The 21083-nt window shown below is 65.3% G+C and carries 20 protein-coding genes; 4 read left to right on the plus strand and 16 right to left on the minus strand.

What is annotated here, in order from left to right; all coding sequences use genetic code 11:
• Nucleotides 1–226: 226 nt before the first annotated feature.
• From DM872_RS08270 to DM872_RS08280, 3 genes are read left to right on the plus strand one after another with little or no spacing between them, the layout of a single operon-like run.
• Nucleotides 227–970, plus strand: a complete 744-nt coding sequence (locus tag DM872_RS08270; RefSeq protein WP_179059014.1) for an SDR family oxidoreductase — start codon at nt 227–229, stop codon at nt 968–970.
• Between the two features lie 37 nt (nt 971–1007).
• Complete coding sequence (locus DM872_RS08275; protein ID WP_179059015.1) at nt 1008–1334, plus strand: DUF190 domain-containing protein; 327 nt, start codon at nt 1008–1010, stop codon at nt 1332–1334.
• 49 nt (nt 1335–1383) lie between these two features.
• Nucleotides 1384–1599: a DUF3820 family protein gene (locus tag DM872_RS08280; protein ID WP_016493095.1), complete on the plus strand. Its 216-nt coding sequence runs from the start codon at nt 1384–1386 to the stop codon at nt 1597–1599.
• Here DM872_RS08280 and DM872_RS08285 read toward each other — a convergent pair.
• From DM872_RS08285 to DM872_RS08315, 7 genes are all read right to left on the minus strand, one after another.
• A complete protein-coding gene (locus DM872_RS08285; RefSeq protein WP_179059016.1) occupies nt 1596–2549 on the minus strand; it encodes a helix-turn-helix domain-containing protein in 954 nt (317 codons plus the stop codon). The genes DM872_RS08280 and DM872_RS08285 overlap by 4 nt on opposite strands.
• A gap of 123 nt (nt 2550–2672) precedes the next feature.
• Nucleotides 2673–3692, minus strand: coding sequence for a phosphotransferase enzyme family protein (locus tag DM872_RS08290; RefSeq protein WP_179059017.1), 1020 nt, complete (start codon nt 3690–3692; stop codon nt 2673–2675).
• 10 nt (nt 3693–3702) lie between these two features.
• Nucleotides 3703–4983 (minus strand): aspartate aminotransferase family protein, encoded by a 1281-nt coding sequence (locus DM872_RS08295; RefSeq protein ID WP_179059018.1) that lies wholly within the window; start codon nt 4981–4983, stop codon nt 3703–3705.
• Nucleotides 4976–6298: an amino acid permease gene (locus tag DM872_RS08300; protein ID WP_179059019.1), complete on the minus strand. Its 1323-nt coding sequence runs from the start codon at nt 6296–6298 to the stop codon at nt 4976–4978. Before DM872_RS08300 ends, DM872_RS08295 begins: the two co-directional genes overlap by 8 nt.
• A 311-nt stretch (nt 6299–6609) precedes the next feature.
• Complete coding sequence (locus DM872_RS08305) at nt 6610–7119, minus strand: sterol desaturase family protein (RefSeq protein WP_179059020.1); 510 nt, start codon at nt 7117–7119, stop codon at nt 6610–6612.
• 106 nt (nt 7120–7225) lie between these two features.
• Entirely contained in the window at nt 7226–8404 is a 1179-nt protein-coding gene (locus DM872_RS08310) for an MFS transporter (RefSeq protein WP_179059021.1), read from the minus strand.
• 272 nt (nt 8405–8676) lie between these two features.
• A complete protein-coding gene (locus DM872_RS08315) occupies nt 8677–9360 on the minus strand; it encodes a response regulator transcription factor (RefSeq protein ID WP_179059022.1) in 684 nt (227 codons plus the stop codon).
• Nucleotides 9361–9477: 117 nt separating this feature from the next.
• Here DM872_RS08315 and DM872_RS08320 point away from each other — a divergent pair, with 117 nt between their 5' ends.
• Entirely contained in the window at nt 9478–10209 is a 732-nt protein-coding gene (locus DM872_RS08320) for a phosphatase PAP2 family protein (protein WP_179059023.1), read from the plus strand.
• Here the strand turns inward: DM872_RS08320 and DM872_RS08325 are convergent.
• The 9 genes from DM872_RS08325 to DM872_RS08365 form a co-directional block, all read right to left on the minus strand.
• Complete coding sequence (locus DM872_RS08325; RefSeq protein ID WP_256873327.1) at nt 10196–11155, minus strand: SdiA-regulated domain-containing protein; 960 nt, start codon at nt 11153–11155, stop codon at nt 10196–10198. The two genes, DM872_RS08320 and DM872_RS08325, sit on opposite strands and share 14 nt — an antisense overlap.
• A 75-nt stretch (nt 11156–11230) precedes the next feature.
• A complete protein-coding gene (locus DM872_RS08330) occupies nt 11231–12799 on the minus strand; it encodes an ArnT family glycosyltransferase (protein WP_373273694.1) in 1569 nt (522 codons plus the stop codon).
• Nucleotides 12800–12801: 2 nt separating this feature from the next.
• On the minus strand, nt 12802–13542 hold the full coding sequence (locus tag DM872_RS08335) for a glycosyltransferase family 2 protein (RefSeq protein WP_179059063.1): 741 nt from the start codon (nt 13540–13542) through the stop codon (nt 12802–12804).
• A 112-nt stretch (nt 13543–13654) separates the two neighbouring features.
• Nucleotides 13655–14437 (minus strand): TVP38/TMEM64 family protein, encoded by a 783-nt coding sequence (locus tag DM872_RS08340; protein WP_256873328.1) that lies wholly within the window; start codon nt 14435–14437, stop codon nt 13655–13657.
• Nucleotides 14438–14440: 3 nt separating this feature from the next.
• Nucleotides 14441–15433: an NAD-dependent epimerase gene (locus DM872_RS08345; RefSeq protein ID WP_179059024.1), complete on the minus strand. Its 993-nt coding sequence runs from the start codon at nt 15431–15433 to the stop codon at nt 14441–14443.
• Complete coding sequence (locus DM872_RS08350; protein ID WP_179059025.1) at nt 15430–16773, minus strand: UDP-glucose dehydrogenase family protein; 1344 nt, start codon at nt 16771–16773, stop codon at nt 15430–15432. The genes DM872_RS08345 and DM872_RS08350 overlap by 4 nt, the downstream gene beginning before the upstream one ends.
• Before the next feature lie 190 nt (nt 16774–16963).
• Nucleotides 16964–17908, minus strand: a complete 945-nt coding sequence (locus tag DM872_RS08355; protein WP_179059026.1) for an SMP-30/gluconolactonase/LRE family protein — start codon at nt 17906–17908, stop codon at nt 16964–16966.
• A 135-nt stretch (nt 17909–18043) separates the two neighbouring features.
• Complete coding sequence (locus DM872_RS08360) at nt 18044–19318, minus strand: sensor histidine kinase (protein ID WP_179059027.1); 1275 nt, start codon at nt 19316–19318, stop codon at nt 18044–18046.
• 8 nt (nt 19319–19326) lie between these two features.
• Nucleotides 19327–20970 (minus strand): phosphoethanolamine transferase, encoded by a 1644-nt coding sequence (locus DM872_RS08365; protein ID WP_179059028.1) that lies wholly within the window; start codon nt 20968–20970, stop codon nt 19327–19329.
• Between the last annotated feature and the right edge of the window lie 113 nt (nt 20971–21083).

Consider the following 21083-nt stretch of genomic DNA (forward strand, 5'->3'; position numbering starts at 1 on the left):
CGAGCTTGCTCGCGAACAGTCCGCGCACGATCTTTCGCGAGCAAGAACTCGGCGTCCCCCTGCTCCTACAGAACGTTTGAACTCCTCCTGCGACTTCAACGTCCTTGCGGAAGGTACAGGCGCCGGATAACCGGTCCCGCACGGCGCGCCATCTGCGGCTATACCACTGAAAAGGCCCCACACGCGGCAGCAGCCGTGGCTTCGAGGGCCTGTCCGGGAGAGCCGCATGTCAGAAACTGCCAGAACAGCCATCGTCACCGGGGCGTCCCGGGGTATCGGCGCCGCCATCGCGCGACGCCTGGCCGCCGAAGGAATCCAGGTGGTGGTCAATTACGCCTCGCGGCCGGAATCCGCCGAACGCGTGGTGGATGAGATCAGACGGGCAGGAGGAAAGGCCTACCCCGTGCTGGCTGATGTCAGTGACCCGGTGGCGGTCGCCGTGCTGTTCGACCAGACGGAAATGGAGTACGGCGCCATCGATATCCTGGTGAACAACGCCGGCGTCATCCAGCCGGGGCTGGTCCCGTTGGCCGACACCGAAATAGCCCTCTATGACCGCCTGTTCGCCATCAACACCCGAGGCACCTTCAACACCCTGAAGATGGCCGCCACTCGCCTGCGTAACGGCGGTCGTATCGTCAACCTGTCCAGCAGCGTGGTTGGGCTGAGCCTGCCGGGCTACGCCATCTATGCCGCTTCCAAGTCTGCCGTGGAGACCATGAGCGCGATCTTCGCCCGCGAACTGCGCGGGCGGAACATCTCGGTGAACTGCGTCGCGCCGGGCCCCACCGCAACCAACCTGTTCCTCGATGGCAAGCCCCCGGAGCTGGTGGAACGCCTGACCAAGCAGGCGCCGCTGGAGCGTCTGGGCAATCCTGAGGACATCGCCAACCTGGTGGCCTTCCTGGTCGGGCCGGAAGGTGCCTGGGTGAATGGTCAGACCCTGCGGGCCAACGGCGGCATCGTTTAAGCACAAGCGATCGTGAGCAGGCTCTATTGGAGGTCGTATGAAGGGCTACCAACTCACCCTCTACACCCAGCAGAACCGCCGCCATCAGGGCAAGATGCTGGCTGACTGGATCGTTGCCCAGGCCATGGACATGGGCCTGCGCGGTGCCACCCTGGTTTCCGGGATCGAGGGCTTCGGGCACACCCGGAATCTCCATTCCCATCATTTCTTCGAGATGGCCGACCAACCGATGCTGATCATCCTGGCCCTCACCGAGGCTGAATGCGACGCCTTGCTGAAACGCCTGGAAGAAGAGGGCGTGAGCCTGTTCTACGTGAAGGTGCCGGCAGAGTTCGGCCTGCTGGGTGTACCGGTGGATGCCTGAGGCGCGGCTCTGCGACAATCGCCGCTCTTTCCACCTGCAAGGCCACCCGATGAACCCCGAAGACCTGCTGCTCCTGGTCACTCGCGAAATGCCCTACGGCAAGTACAAGGGCCGCCTGCTCGCCGACCTGCCCGGTCATTACCTCAACTGGTTCGCCCGCGAAGGCTTTCCCAAAGGCGAGATCGGCCGGCTGCTGATGTTGATGCAGGAGATCGACCACAACGGCCTGAAACCGCTCCTCGAACCGCTGCGCAAGAAGCGCTAACTGCGGCGTCCGGTCAGGGACGGCTGTTCGCCATACAGCCGCTTGTAGAGCGAGGAGAAATGGCTGGAACTGGCAAAGCCCAGGTCCAGCGCCAGGGTGGTGATGCTCTGCTGCGGGTCCTGCTTGAGCCGGCGGCGTGCCTCGGCCAGGCGCAGGGAAAGGAAGAATTGCTGCGGCGTGGCCTGGCTGATCTGCCTGAAGCAGTACTGCAGGGTGCGGTGGCTGGTATTCAGGGCCTGGCAGAGTTCGAGCATGGACAGTGGCAGGTCGAGGTTCGCCTGCATCATCTCCACCGCCGCCAGCACCAGGCGGCGGCGTTGTTCCAGGGTGCGGGGCAGGGCGGTACCACGCTGGTTCGGACCGCGCAGCACTTCGTCCAGTCCCTGCAGCACGCAATCGAGGCTGGACATCACGGCGCGTACCCCGTGCTCAGCGGAACGCGGGTCATATTCCGCGCGTTCGAAGGCGCCGATCGATGTGCACAGGTCCTCGCGCAGACGCTGCGCGGCCAACGGCGAGATATCCAGCCGGCGCCGCCCGAGTGCCTGCTCCAGGCGTTCCTGCTCCTCGGCTCCGAGGATCTGCGCGAGCAGCCGGTGATCCACCGTCAAGCCGAGCATGCCGATCTCGCCGGGGGCGCAGATTTCCATTTCCTCGCCGCCTTCCAGTACTAGCAGGGTGTCCCCGGCGAGGGTGCCGCCGTTGAACAGTGAGTCGGAGGAAACCTTCAGCGGAATGCCGAACACGACCTGGCCCTGCGGCGGCGTCATGTTCTCGTGCAGGTGCAGGTTGGAGTGCTCGTAGATCAGTGACGCCCCAGCGAGCTGGACGTGCAGCAATTCGGCATGCAGCCGGCCACGACCCAGTTGGGTGTAGTCCTGGCTCCAGCCGGCCAGCGCGCCGGCGAGCTCGTCGGAGTCGGATGCCTGGTGTCGGGCAATGCCTGTCATGTCGGGTCACCTGTCGAGCGCGGTTGGCGGACGCTCGGGGCCATCATGGCTGAGCGCCGCGCAACGGGCATTTCCATGCGCGCCAGGCGCTTGTGCATCCCTGCCAGGCGCCGGCTCGGTGGATCATCGCTGATCGAGATAACTCCGTGCCAGATGGCAGGCCCGCTCGATCAGCATGGGCGCCAGCTCCTCGGCGGTGCGACTTTCCCGACGGGTGTGGATCCAGCCCAGGTAGGTCACTCCGCGTAGCGCCAGGAACAGCGGCAGGGTGGCGCGGTCGGCCGCGGTCAGCGGCTTGACCGAGTGGTAGCCACTCAGCAGTGCCGCTTCGATCTCGGTGTAGCGCGGGTCATCCAGGCAGAAGTACAGCGCCGTGGCGAGCTCGAACATATGCCACCCGAAGCCCGCGTCGTCGAAGTCGATCAGGTGCAACCTTGCCTGATCCAGCAGCAGGTTCTCCGGCACTAGGTCGGCGTGGATCATGCCGAAGTTGTCCAGGTTGCGACCGTAGCGCCGCAAGTCCGCGCGTGCCGCCTGACGAGTGGCCTGCAGCAACTCGCGTTGTGCCGGTTCGAGCAGTTCCAGCTCCCAGTAGGGGCCCCAGAACGGGCGCTGGCCGATCAGGCCTTCTTCATCCCAGGCATGGCGGCTGAAGGCGTTGGGTTGCTCCCAGCGTGCCGAGCTCTGGTGGATGCGTGCGGCCACGGCGCCGGTGTCGAAGAACAGGCTGGCAACGTCGCTCTGCACCGCCAGGCCATGTTCGGCCGAGCCGATGCTGGAGCCGTCCAGCCAGCCGAGCATGTCGATGTAGCGTGATTCGCCCAGCTCGTCGCTGTGCACCCGAGTCAGGTGTTCGCCGTCGCGAGTGCGGATGATCTGCGGCACATGGATGCCGTCGGCGGCCAGGGCTTCCATCCATTGCAGCTCGGAGCGCAAGGCTTCCTCTGAGTGGTAACCGTCGCGGTGGACGCGCAGGGCGCTGCGCTGCCCGTCGCTACGGGTGGCGCAGAACACGGCGTTTTCGCGGTACTTGATCAGGTCCAGGCGGACGAAGTCGCCGTCCCATTGGCCCAGGGCAGTAAGCGCCAGGCGCTTCAGGCTGGCGACCTGCTGGTCGTGGTCGAAGGTGTGGAATTGGCTCATGGCACGGTTCTCAGAGTTCGCGAAGGACGCTGTCGAGGGTGTCGATGAACAGGTCCGCGTCGGCGCGGTTGAACACCAGCGGCGGGCGGATCTTCAGCAGGTTGTCGTCGGGACCGATCTTGCTGATCAGCACACCGCGCTCGCGCATCTGGTTGACCACGCGCCGCGCCTCAGCACCCGCCGGGGTCTTCTGCTGGCGGTCGCGCACCAACTCGACGGCGAAGAACAGGCCCTTGCCGCGCACATCACCGATGATCGAATGCCGCCCTGCCAGTCCCTCAAGGCCATTGGCCAGGTGCGCGCCGACTTCGCGAGCGTTGCGCAGCAGTTGTTCGTCTTCGATCACATCGAGGACCGCGCTGCCCACGGCAGCGGCCACCGGCGAGCCGCCGAAAGTGTTGAAGTAGAGGTTGCGCCCACCGAAGGCCTCCACCCGCTCGCGGCTGGCCACCAGCCCGGCGAGGGGGAAGCCGTTGCCCATGGGTTTGCCCAGGGTGACGATGTCCGGCACCGCGCCGTGGGCCTGGTGGCCCCACATGTGATCGCCAGTGCGACCGAAGCCGGCCTGGACTTCATCGACGATCAACAGGCCGCCAGCTTCGTGGACCAGCGCCGCGATGCGCTCGACATACCCGGCGGGAATGCGCGGCAGGCCCTCGTTGGCGAACAGGGTGTCGATCAGCATCGCCGCCAGTTGCACGCCCTGGGCCTTGAGCGAGGCGATGGCCTCGGCGACCTGGGCCACGTACTGGTCCGCCAGTTCTGCTGCAGTGGTGCCGGCCGGTGCCCGGTACAGGCAAGGAATCGGCACCGCACGGGCGAAGGGCGAGAACGGCTCGGAGCTGGGCAGGGCGGTGGTCACCTCAGCCAGGCTGGTGGTGTTGCCGTGGTAGTTGTAGCTGCTGACGATCACCCCCTTGCCGCCGGTGCAGAAGCGCGCCATGCGCAGGGCCAGCTCGTTGGCCTCACTGCCGGTGCAGGTGAACATCACGCAGTCCAGCGACGCATCGAAGGTGCGGGTCAGGCGTTCGGCGTAGGTGACGATCCGCTCGTTCAGGTAGCGGGTGTGAATGTTCAGGGTGGCCGCCTGGCTGGCCATGGCTTCCACCACGCGCGGGTGGCAGTGACCGACGCAGGGCACGTTGTTGTAGACATCCAGGTAGCGCTTGCCGCTCTGGTCATAGAGCCACACGCCCTGGCCCTTCACCAGGTTCAGGGGCTGGTCGTAGAACAGCGGCGACTGGTCGCCCATGGCCCGGTAGCGGCGTTGCAGGAGATCAAGTTCAGACATTGTCGGGATTCTCGGAGGCGAGGGGTTTGGCAACGCGCGCGACGCGCACCAGGTAGTTGATGACCAGCACGACGGCCAGCACGGCGAGGGCGCTGAGCATTTCCACTTCGAGCTGGAAGCAGGCGGCGATCACGGTCAGCGTCAGCAGCATGCCAAGGCCGGCGATCACCGGACCGCCACGGAGCCGGAACGGACGCGCCAGGTGGGCATGGGTGCGGCGCATGCGGATGTAGGCGGCGAACAGGAACAGGTGGCAGGTGCACAGCAGCAGTACCACACACAGCAGCAGTTTCTCCGGGCTGACCAGGGTCAGCGGCAGGCCGATGGCGGCCAGCACCAGGAGCGCCACATAGGGCGAACCGCGACGGTTGGTCCGTGCCAGGGCTGCCGGGAAGTATCCATCGCGGGACAGGGCGAAGAGCTGGCGGGAGGCCGAATAGACCACGGAGAAGAAGGTCGCCAGCAGGCCGCAGATGGCGCCGATGCCGACCAGTTGCGCCAGCCAGCTCGAGGCGTCGTAGCGGCCGCTGTGGGTCATCGCGGCGTACAGCGGGTCGGCGGCCGTGCCGACCACCTGAACCCCGGCGGCACCCGGTGCGCAGACCAGCACGGTGAGCGCGGTCAACAGCAGGGTGCCGACCGCTGCGGCGATGCCGCGGGACATGGCACGGCCCGGATCGGCGGCTTCTTCGGCGGCGGAACTGACCTGCTCGATGCAGATGAACATCCAGATCGCGAACGGCACGCAGGCGAAGACGCCCTGCAGGCTGAGGGACTCGGCAAAGCTTCCCGTGGTGCCAAGCAGGTTGGCGCTATCCAGCTGCGGCACCATCGCGGCGCCGAACACCAGCAGGGTCACGGCGGCGATGGCCCCGGCCAGCAGGGTGACGCCGAGGGCTTCACCGACGCCCCGGATGTGGATGCCGATGATCAGGGCGAACAGCCCCACTTTCACCGGCCAACCGCCAAAGCCGAACACCGATTCCATATAGGAGGCGACGAAGGTGGCCGCGGCGCCGGTGCCGATGGTGAGCGCCAGCGCGCAGGCGGAGCCCACCAGGTAGCCGACGAAGGGACCGAAGGCGCTCTGGGCGTAAGCGAACACGCCACCGGCATGGGGCATGGCGGTGGACAGCTCGCTGATGCACAGCGCCAGTCCGCAGCTCAGCGCTGCCATCAGCAGGGTGGCCAGGAGCATGTTGGACCAGCCGTTGTCGGCGAGGCCGAAGTTCCAGCCGGAGAACTGGCCGGCGACGACCAGCGATATGCCGAGCCCCGCGATCTGGGGCCACCCGAGTACAGCTTTCTTGAGCATGGCGATGCTTCCTTCTTGTTGTTGTGCCGTGAGCAGGCACGGGATGACCGTGCCTGTTGGGGCGACGTTAAGGCGAGGGAAGCGGTGGCGATATCAGGAATGCGCAAAGTGAAGCGGGGGCGGACCTGCGGCCCGCTTGGCGAATGAATTCGCCCCTACAGGTGTGTGCCGGACTCAGTCATGGCACGTACAGCTCCCTCTCCCTCTGGGAGAGGGTTGGGGTGAGGGATGGTGGGTGTTGCAGGGCGTTCGGGATAAACCGTCGGCCGTCCTTCGCGAATGAATTCGCCCCCACAAGTTCGCGGCCCACCTCACAACACCGCCCGTACCTCCCGCGCCGTCCCCACAAAATACTCCCGCGTGCCGAATACCCAGTCGAACCAGGGCTTGGTCACGCACCAGTTGGCCTGGGGGTTGGGACCCATGTGGTGGTCGTAGTGCCAGGGCAGGTGCTGGCGGGCCCAGTCCGGATGGTCGTGGGCCTTCTTGTGGGTGAAGTAGTAGTTGCCGGCGCAGTACCAGAGCGTCAGGCACAGCCAGGTCGCCCAGACGATCATCGGCGTCACCAGCAGGCTGGCGACTACCAGCGCCCAGGCTTCCTTGCCCTGGGCATGCCAGCCCAGCGGGGCCCGGCGATAGCAGGGGTCGTAGAAGTCGTTCTGGCGGGCGTTGCGGTGGTGTTCGTGGAAATGGAAGCTCCAGAAGGTGCCGCGCTTGCGGCCCAGACCGTGCAGCACGACGCGGTGGAACCACCATTCGGTGAAATTGCCGAGCAGCAGGCCGGCGGGAATGCTGATCAGCGCTTCGAGGTACCAGGGCATTTTCTTCTCCTTGTTGTCGTCCCATGCGACCCGGAGTACGACACCCGCCCCGGGCCATCCAGCCAAGGTTGGCGCGGGCCAAGGGTGGGAGCAGCCCGACTTTCGATTAGCGTCGACGCAGCGCCAGCAGTACCAGTGCCGCCACGCAGAACGCCGCGCCGGCGATGAAGGTGCTGGCGGCTCCCTGGCTCTGCCAGAGCCAGCCCGCCAGCGTGCTGGCCAGCAGCAGGGCGGCGCCGCTGGCCAGGTTGAACAGGCCGTAGGCGGTACCCTTGAGGTCAGCCGGCGTAGTCGCGGCCACCAGTGCCGCGAGAATGCCCTGACTGAAGCCCATGTGCAGGCCCCAGAACGCAACGCCGGCCAATAGCAGCGTGGGGTTGTCGGCCCACGCCAGCAGCAGGTCGGCAGCGATCAGCAACGCCAGGGAAAATGCCAGCAGCCCGGCAGGCGGCATGCGGTCGGACAGCTTGCCGGCGGGGTAGGCCGAAAGCATGTAGAAGCCCGCCATCACCACCATGACCAGCGGCACCCAGGTGGAGGAGAAGCCCGAGTCCTGCGCCCGCAGCACCAGGAACGCCTCGCTGAATCGGGCCAGGCTGAACAGCGCCCCCAGGCCAACCACCCACCAATACGCCGCGGAAAAACTTCTCCAGGCACGGAAGTAGATGGGTGAGCGCAGGCGCCGGGATGGTTGCACGATGCCGGGCTCCTCTACGCCGAACAGGATCAGGGCCACCGAAACGATGGCCGGAAGCACGGCGAACCACAGCACCAGGGCGATATCACCGGCCAGCAGGATCATCAGCAAGATGGCCAGCAGCGGCCCCAGAAACGCACCGACCGTGTCCATGGCCTGGCGCAGACCGAAGCAGGCGCCACGAATCTGCGCGGGAGCGATATCGGCCATCAACGCATCCCGCGGTGCGCCACGAATGCCCTTACCGACGCGGTCCAGCAAACGCGCGAAGAGCACCTGGTCGGTGCTACCCGCCAATGGGAACAGTGGCTTGGTCAAGGCTGCCAGGCCATAGCCGAGCAGCACCAGCGTCTTGCGTTTGCCGAGGAAGTCGCTGATGGCCCCGGAGAAGACCTTGACGATCAGCGCGGTGGCTTCGGCAGCGCCCTCGATCAGCCCCACCGCCAGCATGCTCGCGCCCAGGCTGCCCACCAGGAACAGCGGCAGCAGGCTGTGCACCAGTTCGGAGGACAGGTCCATGAACAGGCTGACGAAGCCCAGTACCCAGACCGTGCGTGGAATGCGGGGAAGGATGGTGGAAGCGGGCATGTCCCTGTCCTGTCGGCACTGCCTGGTTCAGGTTAGGCGAGAAGAAGGTTAAAGGCGGGAATCGAAGCTTCTGTAGGAGCGAGCTTGCTCGCGAACGATCGGGGCGAACAGTCGGTCCAGGCGCCTTGTAGGAGCTAGCTTGCTAGCGAAAAGGAGCCATTCGCTGGCAAGCCAGCTCCTACGGGCAATGCCGCTACTTGCAACACTTACTGCAGACACAGCCAATTCATTCGCCAACCGGGCCGCAGGTCCGGCCGTCGAACCCCTGGGAATCAATCCCTGTCATCCAACTCGGCCAGCCGATAGCCCACGCCATGGATGGTATGCAGCAGCGGCCGTTCGAAGGGTTTGTCGAGTACCTGGCGCAGTTGGTGGATATGGCTGCGCAGGCTGTCGCTGTCCGGGCAGTCGTCGCCCCAGAGGGCTTCCTCCAGCACTTCGCGGCGCACCACGGCCGGGCTCCTGCGCATCAGCGTGGTGAGCAGTTTGTGGCCGATGGGGTTGAGTTTCAGGCGCTGGCCGGCGCGGGTGGCCTGGAGGGTCTCGAGGTCATAGGTGAGGTCGGATACCTGCAACCGGCTCTTGCGCCCGCCGTGGCTGCGGCGCACCACCGCCTCGATGCGGGCCACCAACTCGGAGAGGGCGAAGGGCTTGACCAGGTAGTCGTCGGCGCCTGACTTGAGGCCGGCCAGGCGATCTTCCAGGGTGTCGCGGGCGGTGAGCATGATGATCGGCGTGTCGCGCCGGGCCTCCTGGCGCAGGCGGTTGCACAACTGCAGTCCGTCGAGGCCTGGCAGCATGATGTCCAGCACGATCAGGTCGTAGTGCTGGGTGGTGGCCAGGTGCAGTCCCGACAGTCCGTCCTGGGCGCAGTCGACGCCGTAGCCCTTGAGCTGGAGGTAGTCCAGCACATTGGCGAGGATGTCGCGGTTGTCCTCGATGATCAGTACGCGCACTTGCTGCCCTCGATCCTGCGCCGTGGCGCCGTTGATGTTTTTTTCACAAGCCCTTTACCAGTTGCTCACGCCTGTCGGCACAGACTGCGGCGGACCCACTTGTCCAAGGACCTTCCGATGCATCATTCGCGTCCCTTCAACTTCATGCTCTGGAGCGGGCTGCCGCTGGCCGCCATGGCACTTCTCCTGCTGGTCGACGTGCCCAGCGTGGATTTCGCCCTCGCACACCTGTTCTACGACCCGCAGAGCGGCTTCATCGGCCGGCACAGTGCCTTCCTCGAAGACGTACTGCACGACCGCGCCAAGCAGGCCGTGATCATTCTCGGCGTGCTGGCCGTCACCGGGTTCCTCGTCAGCCTGCTGCCCACCCGCCTGCGCCAGTGGCGCCGTCAGCTGGGCTACCTGGTGCTGGCCCTGGGGCTGTCCACGGCCATCGTCACGCCGCTCAAGGCGGTGACCGCCGTGCAATGCCCCTGGAGCCTGACGGAGTTCGGCGGTGTCGAACCCTACTCGCCGTTGGTTGGTCACCATCCCTACGTCGACAAGCCTGGCCGCTGCTGGCCGGGTGGCCATGCCTCGGCGGGTTTCTGCCTGCTCGCCCTGTTCTTCGTGCTGCGCGACCGCCGTCCACGGCTGGCACGGGCCACGCTGGTGGGCGCGCTGGCCCTCGGTAGCCTGTTCTCCCTTGGACGGATGATGCAGGGCGCGCATTTCCTCTCCCATAACGTCTGGACCCTGTTGTTCGACTGGATGATCAGCCTGGTCTGCTACCGCCTCGTGCTCTATCGCCCGGCGCCGCTGGAAGCGGTCGCCAGGGCGGATGGGATGCTGGACGTCAGTTCTTCCTGAAACGGTAGAAAAGGTTCGGTTCGCTGACCACGTACAGCGTGCCGTCATCATCCAGGGTCAGGCCTTCGGCCTGGCCCGCGCTTTCCTTCAGGTCGCCGATGTGCCCGAGCAGGGTACGGAAGCTCACCATTTCACCGTTCTCGCCGAGTTCGATGACCAGCTTCGATTCATGGCTGAGCACCAGCAGGTGCCCTGTCCGGGTGTCGAAGTGCAGGTCGGAAATGTCCTTGGCGAAGACGCTCCGATCGATCCAGTCGCTGAGGTCTTCCACCTTGAGCTGAAGCTTGCCGCCCAGGCTCGCCTTGACGCCGGAGACGGCAAAGAGCCGGCGCGGGTCGCGCTCCTTGGCGACGAAGATGCGGTCATGCGTAGCGTCGTACGCCACACCCTCGAAGCCCTTGTTGTGGACGCTGGACGACAGCGGCAGGGCCAGGGTCTGGGCGTCCCGCTTGTCGATGATCTGGTCAGGCCGTTCGGGCAGGTGGAAGAACACCAGTTGCTGCTGGACTTCATCCGTGACCACCACCAGGCCGTTACCCATGTAGGCGAGGCCTTCCACGTCCTCGAATCCTTGCAGCGGGAACTGCGCGGCGATCTTGCCCTCGCGGTCCATCTCCACCAGCTTGATGGGCGGTGCATTGGTCACCGCCAGCAGATGCTTGCGGTCCGCCGCGAAATCGATGGCCGACAGGTCGTCATCGATACTGGCAATCGGGCGTGCCTCGATGTCCACGCGGTAATCGGGCAGCCAGATGCTGTGCCCCGCCCATGCGCCGGCATCGAGGCGGCTGCTGACATAGAACCAGGCGCGCTCGTGCCAATGGAACTTGCTGGAGGCGACAGCGGCCAGCAGCACTACGGCCAGGCCCAGGCCGCCCAAGCTGAAGGTGCGCAATCTGTGCTTTGGCTTGAGCCTGTACTTGTCGAGTTCAACTGCACTGTTCATGGCTATTTCCTGTACTACGGGCGAGCGCCGGCCGCTGGCCCCTCACGGGAGGGGCCGCAATCCGTTCGCGGTCCTTCAGTCGAGCGGTTGCTTCCAGGCGAAGCGGTAGGGTTGTGCGGTGGCGCTCGGGTCGTGGCATTGGCCGTTGTCGGCGTCGGCCTGCACCAGGTACCAGTCTTCGTCGTCCCCGTCGCCGAGGCGCCTGGCCTGGTCGGGCTTGAAGCAGCGCGGCAGGTCGGACGGGCGGATCAGGGCATGGCCGGCGGGATGGGTGCGTAACCACTCGGCGGCCTTCTCCATCTGGTTCGCGGCACCGACACCGAAATGCACCAGCGGCTGGCGTGCGTACAGCCAGTGGCCCTCGCGCCAGTTGGTCAGCATCAGCTCGCCACCGCCGGTGGCCTCGGCCACTTCGGCCATCAGCGCCTGGCGCGGGTTGATACCTTCCCTGAGGGGCTCGACGTAGCCCCGTACGAACCAGGCGATGAACCAGAAGACGGCCAGGCCGATGAAAATCTTTCTGCCGCGAGGGCGCTGGGCGAACCAGCGACGCAGCAGCCAGGGCACCAGCGGCGCCATGGCCAACACCAGACCGGGCACGGCCGGGTAGATGTAGAGCTTGCGCTTGCCGCTGCTGAGGCTGAAGAAGATCAGCACCAGGACGACCCAGCCCAGCAGAACCAGATAGCGCCCATCCTGTTTGGTCAGCTGCCGGCGCCAGGCCGGCACCAGCCAGGGCAGGGCCAGTACGAGGGGCAGCCAGTTCTTGGGAATCACCTGGGTGAAGAAGAACCAGAAGGGTTCGCGGTGGTGCCAGGCGTCGGCATAGCGCTTGGCCGTCTGCTTCAGGAGGATCTCGCTGAGGTAGGCGCGGCTGGCCTCGTCGCCATACAGCGTCACCTTGATGACCAGCGGCAGCAGCCAGGTGCAAATGGCCGCGAGCGTGACCAGCAGGCCCAGCGCCCAGGCACTGCCTGCACCGGGCATGCGCGCCACGCCACTCCAGCCACGGCGTGCGGCATAGGCGTAGGGAATGAGCATCAGCGCCGGCAGGAAGCCTACGCCCTTGCTGATGATGCCGAAGCCCATGGCCGCACAGGCCACGTAGAACCAGCCCCAGGCCGGCCCGAGCAGCAGGTGGCGAACCATGCCGTAGAGGCCGATGGCGATCCAGAGCAGGAGGAAGCCGTCGATCTGCCCGGCGCGCTGGATGCTGTAGGTCTGATAGGTGGCGAGGAACAGCAGGCCGGCGATCAGGCCGATGCGGCGATTCCACAGGCGCGAACCGAGGTCGTGCAGGCAGGCGGTGGCCACTACGCCGGCGAGCAGCGCCGGGAGGAACAGGGCAATGGTGGGGGCAATGCCGAGCTTGCTCAGCCCGGCGATGGCCCACATGAACAGCGGCGGCTTGTCCGGGTAGATCTCGGCGGCTCGATGGGGAATCAGCCAGTCGCCGCTCTGGATCATCTCCAGTGCCACACCGAGGAAGCGTTCCTCATCCACGTTGGATGGGTGGCGCATGCCCAGTCCGGCACTGATCATGGCCGCAGCGAGCAACAGCAGGAGCAGCAGCGAAATGCGCTGGCTACCGACCAATCGCATGGGCTGGGCGCTTGCGTCCAGGGCAGGCGAGGTGCGACCCATGCTCAGCGCTCCAGCTCGCGTGCGGTGGTGTTGAAGCGCGTGCGGCGGATCAGCCACCAGACGCCGAACAGGTCGAGGATGCCCACCAGGGCGCGGTCCAGGTTGCCGTACTTGGAGACCCCGGCGCGGCGCGGGCGGTGGTTGACCGGATGGACCAGCATGCCGCCCTGGTGGCGCTGGATCAGTGCAGGAATGAAGCGGTGCATGTGGTCGAAGTAGGGCAGGCGAAGGAAGGCTTCCCGGTCGATCAGCTTGATCCCGCAGCCGGTGTCCGGGGTGTTGTCCTTGAGCAGACGACTGCGCAGGCGATTGGCGAAGCGCGAAGCCCAACGCTTGCTCGCGGTGTCGCGGCGGTTCACCCGGTGCCCGGCGATCAGCTTGAGGTTCAGTGGTGCATCCGGGGCACGGACGATGGCGAGCATGCCGCGAATGTCTGCCGGGTCGTTCTGCCCGTCGCCATCCAGCGTCGCCAGCCAGGTGCCACGCGCAGCCTGGGCGGCATGGTAGATCGAGGTGCTCTGGCCCAGTGAACGGTCGTGGCTGAGGATGCGCAGCTCTGCATAACCGGCGCGCTGGAGCGCGAGCAGGTGAGGGAGGGTGTTATCCGTGCTGCCGTCATCGACCACGATGACCTCGAAGTCTTCGTGGGCGAGGGCCTGGCGAACCTCCTCGAGCAGCGAGGGCAGGTTCTCGGCCTCGTTCTTGGCCGGGATCAGGACGGAAACGTAGGGCTTGGTCGACATGCTGAGTCCGTTGAGAGCATTCATTCGAGTCGTTCGATCCGGTTGAGGGTTAGGCACTGTCCACACGAGGCGCGGTAAAGCGTCGAGCGGCGCCCTGGCGTCGGTTTCGGGGTCATGATCGTTCTGCCTCTGCCCGGGCGGCATCGATCCCGTCATCGAGGCCCAGGCCAGGACGATGCCGTCGGTACAGCCAGGCGCCGAGCATTCCGGAGGCCAGGAAGAGGAGAGCGGCGGAGCCGATGCGCAGTGCCGGGGCGACGTTGATTCCGCTGCCGACCAGGGCGAACACCAGGGTCTGCGGCAGGAAACCGATGAAGCTGGCGGCGAGGAATGGCAGCAGGCGCGCACTGGAAATTCCGGCGGCGAGGTTGGTCAGCAGATTGCTGCCGACCGGCAACATGCGGATCAGCAGGGTCATCGAGAAGGGATGCTCGTGGACGAAGCGATCAAACCGCGCGGCACGCTCGCCGAGCCGCTCACGCAGGAAGTTCCTGCCGAACAGACGGGCATAGAGGAAGGTGGCCAGACAGCCGAGCAGCGCCGCCAGGGTGCCGAGGAGGGTGCCGGGAATCAGGCCGAAGGCGTAGCCAGCGAAGAAGGCAATGATCTGCCGGGGCAGGCCGACTGCGGTAAACACGGCGCCCATCGCCAGGAACAGCAAGGTGCCTTCGACACCATGGTCGCGGATGTGGGCGTCGATCCAGGCTTCGTTGATGGCGTTGCCCAGGTCGCTCCGGTCGAACAGGTAGCCGATCAGCGCCAGGCTGAGGATCAGGCCCAGCCCCTTGAGCATGGCCCGCGTGGTCAACGCAGGCGCGCTCGGCCGCATGCCGACCCGAGCCTTGTCTTGGACCGCCTGGCGGATCTGCGTCAACGGATGCGATTCGTTTCCCATTCATCAGGCTCCGTAGAAGGTCCGGTACCAGTCGACGAAATGGGCGACGCCTTCGTGCAACGCGGTCGTGGGGCGGAAGCCGGTGCGCTGGGCCAGCGCGCTGACGTCGGCCCAGGTCTTCGGCACGTCGCCTGGCTGCATGGGTTTCATGTGCTTGATGGCGTCGACGCCGGTGGCCTGCTCGATGCAGCCCACGAAGTCGAGGAGCTGCACGGGCGAGCCCAGGCCGATGTTGAACAGCCTGTCGGTGGCGCCCTGGCGGACCTGTTCCGATTCGTCTGCATAGGGCGGCGGACAGTCCTGGATGCGGACGATGCCTTCGACGATGTCGTCGATGTAGGTGAAGTCCCGCGACATGTCGCCAGCGTTGTAGAGATCGATGGGCTGGCCTTCGAGGATTGCCTTGGTGAATTTGAAGGGCGCCATGTCCGGCCGGCCCCAGGGGCCATATACAGTGAAGAAGCGCAAGCCGGTGACCGGTAGCCGGAAGAGATGGGCGTAGGTGTGAGCCATCAGCTCATTGGCGCGTTTGGTGGCGGCGTAGAGCGAAACCGGGTTGTCGACGGCATCCTCGATGGCGAAGGGCACCTTGGTGTTCATCCCGTAGACCGAGCTGCTGGAGGCGTACACCAGGTGGCCCACGCTGTTCTGGCGGCAGCCTTCCAGCACGTTGACGAAGCCGGTGAGGTTGGAGTCGGCATAGGCGTGCGGGTTTTCCAGCGAATAGCGCACGCCGGCCTGTGCCGCGAGGTGGATGACCCGCTCGAAACGCTGTTCGCGGAACAGTGTCTGCATGGCTTCACGGTCGGCGATGTCGAGCTTCCGGAACGAGAAACCGGGCGTCGCGCGCAGGCGCTCCAGGCGGGCAAGCTTGAGGTCGACGCTGTAGTAGTCATTGAGGTTGTCGACGCCCACCACCTGGTGCCCGGCCTGGCACAGGCGCAGGCTCGTGTGGAAGCCGATGAAGCCGGCGGCGCCGGTGACCAGGAACTTCATGGCCGGCCCAGCCCAACGGCAGCGCGGCCGATCGGGTAGTAGGCCAGTCCTTCGCGGACCAGGTGGGTTGGCTCGAAGATGTTGCGGCCATCGAACACCACCTTGTCGCACAGGCGCTGACTGATCAGGCCGAAGTCGGCGACACGGAAGTTCAACCACTCGGTGAGAATCACCAGGGCATGGGAGTCGTCCAGGGCCTCTTCCTTGGATTCGGCCAGGTGCAGGTCGTGGCGCTCGCCATAGAGGCGTCGAGCCTCTTGCATGGCTTCCGGGTCGAAGGCCCGGACGCGCGCGCCTGCCGCCCAGAGCAACTCCAGCAGCACCCGGCTGGGGGCTTCGCGCATATCGTCGGTGTTGGGTTTGAAGGACAGGCCCCAGAGCGCAAAGGTCTTGCCACGGAGGTTGCCGTTGTAGTGGCGGTGGATGTTCTCGAACACCTTGTGCTTCTGTCGGTGGTTGACCGATTCCACTGCTGCCAGCAATTGCGGGTGGTAGCCCACCTCGGCGGCGGTGCGTTGCAGCGCCTGGATGTCTTTCGGGAAGCAGGAACCGCCATAGCCGCAGCCGGCGTAGATGAAGTCGTAGCCGATGCGCGAGTCCGAACCGATGCCCTTGCGCACCATCTCGATGTCCGCGCCCAGGAGTTCAGCGAGGTTGGCCATCTCGTTGATGAAGGAGATCTTGGTGGCCAGCATGCTGTTGGCCGCGTACTTGGTCAGCTCGGCGCTGCGGCTGTCCATGACGATGAGCTTTTCGTGGTTACGACTGAAGGGCTTGTAGAGCTCGCGGAAGAGTTCGACGTCGCGCTCGCCGTCGATGCCGAGGATGATCCGCTCCGGGCGCATGCAGTCGTCCACGGCGGAGCCTTCCTTGAGGAACTCGGGATTGGAGACCACTTGCATCTGCAGGTCGCAGGGCCGGTGGGCGAGTTTTTCCTGCAAGCGTGCCTTGATGTGTTGCGCGGTGCCTACCGGGGAAGTGGACTTGTTGATCACCACTTTGTCTTCGCGGGCGTGCTCGGCAATGGTGTCGGCTACGGCGAAGACGTACCGGAGGTCGGCGCCGCCATCTTCGTCAGGCGGTGTGCCCACGGCGATGAAGATGACCCTGGCAAACTCGACACCTGCGGCGGCGTCAGTGGTGAAGCGCAGGCGACCGGCGCCGAGATTGCCTTGGAGCAGGGCCTCCAGGCCGGGTTCGTAGATCGGTGAAAGGCCCTGCTCGAGCTCCGCGATGCGGCCTTCGTCGACGTCGACGCAACATACCGTGTGGCCTACTTCAGCCAGGCAGGCAGCCTGGGTCAGGCCGACATAGCCCGTACCGAAAATGGTGATCTTCATTGCGCGCCTGTTAGTTGTTATCCCAAACCCGTCTGGCGACTGTCTGGTTTGCTGGTGCCGGCCCAACCGGCCCCGCTCGCGGGTATGGGATTAACCTAACGACACAATTGTGAAAATTGTGTGCTGATGTTTCTGCGCTTCGAACGCTTTTTGCCGAGCCCCCGGGAGGCCCGTGAGACGGCGGTCATCATCATTGCGGAGTCTGGTTCCGCAGCAGTTCCAGCACTCGGTTGCGTCCCTGTTCGGCGACCAGGTAACGGCCGGGAGCGGTCTCGACTATGGTTTGCGGCGAACGCAGATGGGACAGCACGACGTTCAGCTTTCCGGTGGCATCCAGCAGTAGTACGCGGGCCATGTGCGTGGCATCTTCGGTGACCCACAGGCCATCCCGGTTGCAGAGCAGGAAACCCGGCTCGTGCAAGCCCTCGATCGCCACCGGGTCCTGCCCGTCATCCTTCAACAGGCGGACCTGGCCACTGGTTTTCTCGCTGTAGAACAGGCGTCCATCAGGGCAGAAAGCGACCGCTTCGGCTTCGTCCAGGCCGCTGCGCAGCGTGGTGACGCTGTCGGTTTCCGGGTCGTAGCGCAGCAATCGGCCGTTACCGTGGCGGTCTTCGATTGCATAGAGGTAGTGGCCGTCGGTGGACAGCCCCTCGACGCTGTCGGCGCTGAACAATTGCCGGGTACCCAGGTCGTTCATCCAGAGTACCGGGTGTTCCCCTTGTTCCTGGCTGAAGGCGATGCCCCCGCGATAGAGCGCCATGCCATCGGGCTTCGACAGGCCGGACTCCACCTCGCTGTTCCGTCCGCTTCGCCCGGCATGCAGGATCCGTCCCTTGCCGTCCTGCAGTTCCTGGCTGAGGAAGAGTCCGCCGCGACCATCGGGCAGGAGTGCACTGACCTGTTCGACGTCGTCGAGGTGCACCTGGTAGCGCCAGCCCTGTGCGGCCATGGCCGGGAACAGGTGACGCCAGGCGGGTATCCCCGCACTCACCAGCAGGAGCAGGGCGAAGGCCCCCAGCAACCAGCGCGCGATGCGCTGGTCGAGAAGCAACATCAGCCATTGGCCGCCGGGCCGCGAGCGCTTGGGGAAGGGAGAGCGGCGACGCGGCAGTGAGGTGGTGTTGGCGGACACGGGGAGCTCCTTCGCTCAGGACGTGGGACGCAGACCCGCCACATGGCGAATCCCGGTGCACCGCATCCATTTGGAGAGCTGTTCACTTTAGATAACGGGCTGTAGTCGCGAGGTCAAAAGCCCGTGAAAAAAATGTCAACGAGCGTGGCCAAGGTGCACGGAAAAGCAACTGCCCGAGTCCGGACTGGACTCCACCTGGACTTCCCAACCCTGCTGCTGGCAGATACGCCTGACCAGCGAAAGCCCCACGCCCAGGCCCTCGCCGCGCGCCTGCTGGCCGCGAACGAAGCTCTGGAAAATGCGCTCCTGCTCTTCCTCCGGAATGCCCTGGCCGCTGTCTTCGACCCGGAAGCCGTCCGCCGCGAGGATCAACCGCACCGCACCTTGTTCAGTGTAGTGAAGGGAATTGCGCAGCAGGTTGGACATCACCGTCCGCAGTTGCGGCGCCTCGTAGCGGTCCACCCCCGTGCCCTCGTCGATCAGGGTGAAGGCCAGGCCTTTGGCTTGGAAATGGGGCATCCACTGCCGGTACTGCTCGGCGGCGAGGCCGGACAGGTCGACCTTTTCGGCGAGGCCGACTTCCTCCTGTCCGGTCCGTGCCAGGCGCAGGAAGGTTTGCACCAGATCGTGCATGTCGGCGCTGGCGCGAGCGATACGGGTCACCTGCGCCCGCTCGCCGGCGGTCAGCCCGGGGGCGTCCAGCAGCAGCTCGCAGGAAGTGGCGATGATCATCAGCGGGGTGCGCAATTCATGGCTGACATCGCTGGTGAACAGGCGCTCGCGTTCCAGCGAATGACGGAGCTGGCCGAGGGTTTCGTCGAAGGCGGCGGCCAGCCGACCGACCTCGTCGTCCGGGTAGTCGGGCGACAGTCGGGGCGCCATGGGCAGTAATTGGTCGCGATGTCGAACCTGCTGTGCCAGGCGTCGCACGGGCGCCATCACCCGGCGTGCCAGTAGGCGTCCGAGCCCCCAGGCGCCGAACACGCTGAGCAGGAAACCCGCCAGCACCACGTCGAACAGCGCGCGCTCGCGCGCCTCGAACTCGTGCTGTTCTTCCACCAGCACGTCCTCGTGGCTGCCATGGCTGCGCTTGAAGACGTAATAGGCTGCGTCGCCATCGAGCACTTCGGAGAACCCTTCCGGCAGCCCGGTGAAGCGCGGCGGCAAGGCATCGCGTCCGCTGTGGGAGCTGAAGAAACGGGTGTTGGCATCAATGCGCGCTGCCGGGTCCAGCTTGAGCTCCTCGTCTATCGCGTAGTCCAGTTCCCGGCCCATCTCCTCTGACACCAGGTGCTCTTCGATGAAGTGTACGATGGCGACGATCCCCAGGGAAAAGGTGCCGCCGACGATCAGCGTCATCAGCACGAAGGCGAAGATGATCCGCCGCTCAAGTGGCTGCTTGCCGCCCATGGCGTGGCCTAGTCCTTTGCCACGGCGATGCCGGTGGTGCGGCAGCCGGCGAACAGGTCCAGGCCTTCGTGGTATTCCCCGGTCTGGACCTGCAACAGGCCGAGCATGGAGTGGAAGAGGTTGTCCTGGCTCAGCGGCTTGTCGCGTTCCTTGTCCAGGCAGCCGGTGTCCAGGGCGAAATCCCTGCGGTAGTTGTCGGAGAACCAGGTGAGCATCGCCACGTGTTTCTGCTGGTCGGGGGCCAGCAGGTAGGGCGTTCCATGCAGGAAGAGGTTGTATTCGCCGAGCGATTCGCCGTGGTCGGCAAGGTAGACCATGGCCGTGTCGACCTTGTCCTGGTTCCTGCGCAGCAGGTCGATCAGGTTCGACAGCACGTAGTCGGTGTAGACGAGTGTGTTGTCGTAGGCGTTGACGATGCTTTGCTGGCTGCAGTCGTTCAAGGCGTTGCTGTTGCACACCGGGGTGAACTTCTCGAAGTGCTTGGGATACCGCTTGGCGTAGTCCGGACCGTGGCTGCCCATCTGGTGCAGGACCAGTACCGAGTCGTCCTTGAGCTGGTCGATGTAGGTCTGCAGGTCTTTCAGCAGGATTTCATCGTGGCACTCGCCGCCACTGCACAGCACGGGGTCTTTCAGGTGACTGAGGTTTTCCTGGGTAACGCGGTCGCAGGTGCCCTTGCAGCCGGACTGGTTGTCGCGCCAGGTCACGGCGAGGCCGGCGTGCCTGAGCACGTCCAGCAGGCCTTCCTGGCTGCGGGCCTGGACGGCGTCGTAGTCGCTGCGCCCCATGTTGGAGAACATGCAGGGCACGGAAACGGCGGTCTCGGTGCCGCAGGAGCGCACGTTGCTGAAGGCGGTGACACCTTGCTGGGCCCTGAGCAGGGGCGTGGTGTCACGTGCATAGCCGAGGAGGCCGAAATTCTCCGCCCGTGCGCTTTCGCCGACCACCAGGACTGTCAGCGACTTGCGCTGGTGGGCCTGCCAGGACGGTGCTTTGTGCGCGTCGGTGCCGATCTGGCGCAGCGGCGCCTTGGCCACCGCCAGTTGTTCACGCATGTAGCCAAAGGAGGCATTCAGGTAGTTGCTGGGGACCACCAGCAGGCGCAGTTCGTGATGGTTACGCAGCAGCGACGCCAGCCCCTGGTAGTTGGCCAGGGCGACTACGCCGAGCACGGTCAGCGAACCGACCGCCAGGGCCAGCTTGCCCAGCAGCTCGCGGCCCAGCGGCTGGTGGCGGACCGGCAGTTTCCACAGCAGCCAGCTTGGCAGCACGCCGAGGATCAGGATGAACAGCAGCAGCTTGAAGGAAAGCAGGTCGCGAACTTCGTTGACGTCGGTCTCCGCGACATTGCGCAGCATGTTGGCGTCGATCAGCACACCGTACTGGCTCATGAAATAGGCGACACCGGAGCTGGCCAGGAACAGGAAGATCAGGATCGGCTTGAGGACCCTGCGGAAGGAGAGCAGGGCGAGGATGAAATTGAAGATGGCCAGCACCATGACACCGAAGGCCACGCGCATGCCAAGGCCGTCGGAATCAGCCGGGACTATGGCGAAGACATGCCGCCAGAGCGGGAAGTTGTAGGCCGACAGCAGCAGGAGGCTGGCCAGGAAGGCCAGGGCTTCGGGGCGGATGGAAATGCGTTTGAACATGGGCCGCTCGCTCGGGGCAACGTATCCCTCGTGGATACGGCGAGCAGGGTAGGAACGGCGGAATCAAAAGTTCGTGAAGAAAATCTGGGGAAAATGTCGGGGTTGTGAAGGGG

Origin of the sequence: Pseudomonas taiwanensis, from assembly GCF_013393345.1 — a bacterium.
In the GTDB taxonomy this organism is placed as follows: Bacteria; Pseudomonadota; Gammaproteobacteria; order Pseudomonadales; family Pseudomonadaceae; genus Metapseudomonas; species Metapseudomonas resinovorans_C.

Bases quoted from the DNA above. Each gene is read 5' to 3' on its own strand.
- DM872_RS08270 (WP_179059014.1), top strand. From the start codon at position 227: ATGTCAGAAACTGCCAGAACAGCCATCGTCACCGGGGCGTCCCGGGGT.
- DM872_RS08275 (WP_179059015.1), top strand. From the start codon at position 1,008: ATGAAGGGCTACCAACTCACCCTCTACACCCAGCAGAACCGCCGCCAT.
- DM872_RS08280 (WP_016493095.1), top strand. From the start codon at position 1,384: ATGAACCCCGAAGACCTGCTGCTCCTGGTCACTCGCGAAATGCCCTAC.
- DM872_RS08285 (WP_179059016.1), bottom strand. From the start codon at position 2,549: ATGACAGGCATTGCCCGACACCAGGCATCCGACTCCGACGAGCTCGCC.
- DM872_RS08290 (WP_179059017.1), bottom strand. From the start codon at position 3,692: ATGAGCCAATTCCACACCTTCGACCACGACCAGCAGGTCGCCAGCCTG.
- DM872_RS08295 (WP_179059018.1), bottom strand. From the start codon at position 4,983: ATGTCTGAACTTGATCTCCTGCAACGCCGCTACCGGGCCATGGGCGAC.
- DM872_RS08300 (WP_179059019.1), bottom strand. From the start codon at position 6,298: ATGCTCAAGAAAGCTGTACTCGGGTGGCCCCAGATCGCGGGGCTCGGC.
- DM872_RS08305 (WP_179059020.1), bottom strand. From the start codon at position 7,119: ATGCCCTGGTACCTCGAAGCGCTGATCAGCATTCCCGCCGGCCTGCTG.
- DM872_RS08310 (WP_179059021.1), bottom strand. From the start codon at position 8,404: ATGCCCGCTTCCACCATCCTTCCCCGCATTCCACGCACGGTCTGGGTA.
- DM872_RS08320 (WP_179059023.1), top strand. From the start codon at position 9,478: ATGCATCATTCGCGTCCCTTCAACTTCATGCTCTGGAGCGGGCTGCCG.
- DM872_RS08325 (WP_256873327.1), bottom strand. From the start codon at position 11,155: ATGAACAGTGCAGTTGAACTCGACAAGTACAGGCTCAAGCCAAAGCAC.
- DM872_RS08330 (WP_373273694.1), bottom strand. From the start codon at position 12,799: ATGGGTCGCACCTCGCCTGCCCTGGACGCAAGCGCCCAGCCCATGCGA.
- DM872_RS08335 (WP_179059063.1), bottom strand. From the start codon at position 13,542: ATGTCGACCAAGCCCTACGTTTCCGTCCTGATCCCGGCCAAGAACGAG.
- DM872_RS08340 (WP_256873328.1), bottom strand. From the start codon at position 14,437: ATGGGAAACGAATCGCATCCGTTGACGCAGATCCGCCAGGCGGTCCAA.
- DM872_RS08345 (WP_179059024.1), bottom strand. From the start codon at position 15,433: ATGAAGTTCCTGGTCACCGGCGCCGCCGGCTTCATCGGCTTCCACACG.
- DM872_RS08350 (WP_179059025.1), bottom strand. From the start codon at position 16,773: ATGAAGATCACCATTTTCGGTACGGGCTATGTCGGCCTGACCCAGGCT.
- DM872_RS08360 (WP_179059027.1), bottom strand. From the start codon at position 19,318: ATGGGCGGCAAGCAGCCACTTGAGCGGCGGATCATCTTCGCCTTCGTG.
- DM872_RS08365 (WP_179059028.1), bottom strand. From the start codon at position 20,970: ATGTTCAAACGCATTTCCATCCGCCCCGAAGCCCTGGCCTTCCTGGCC.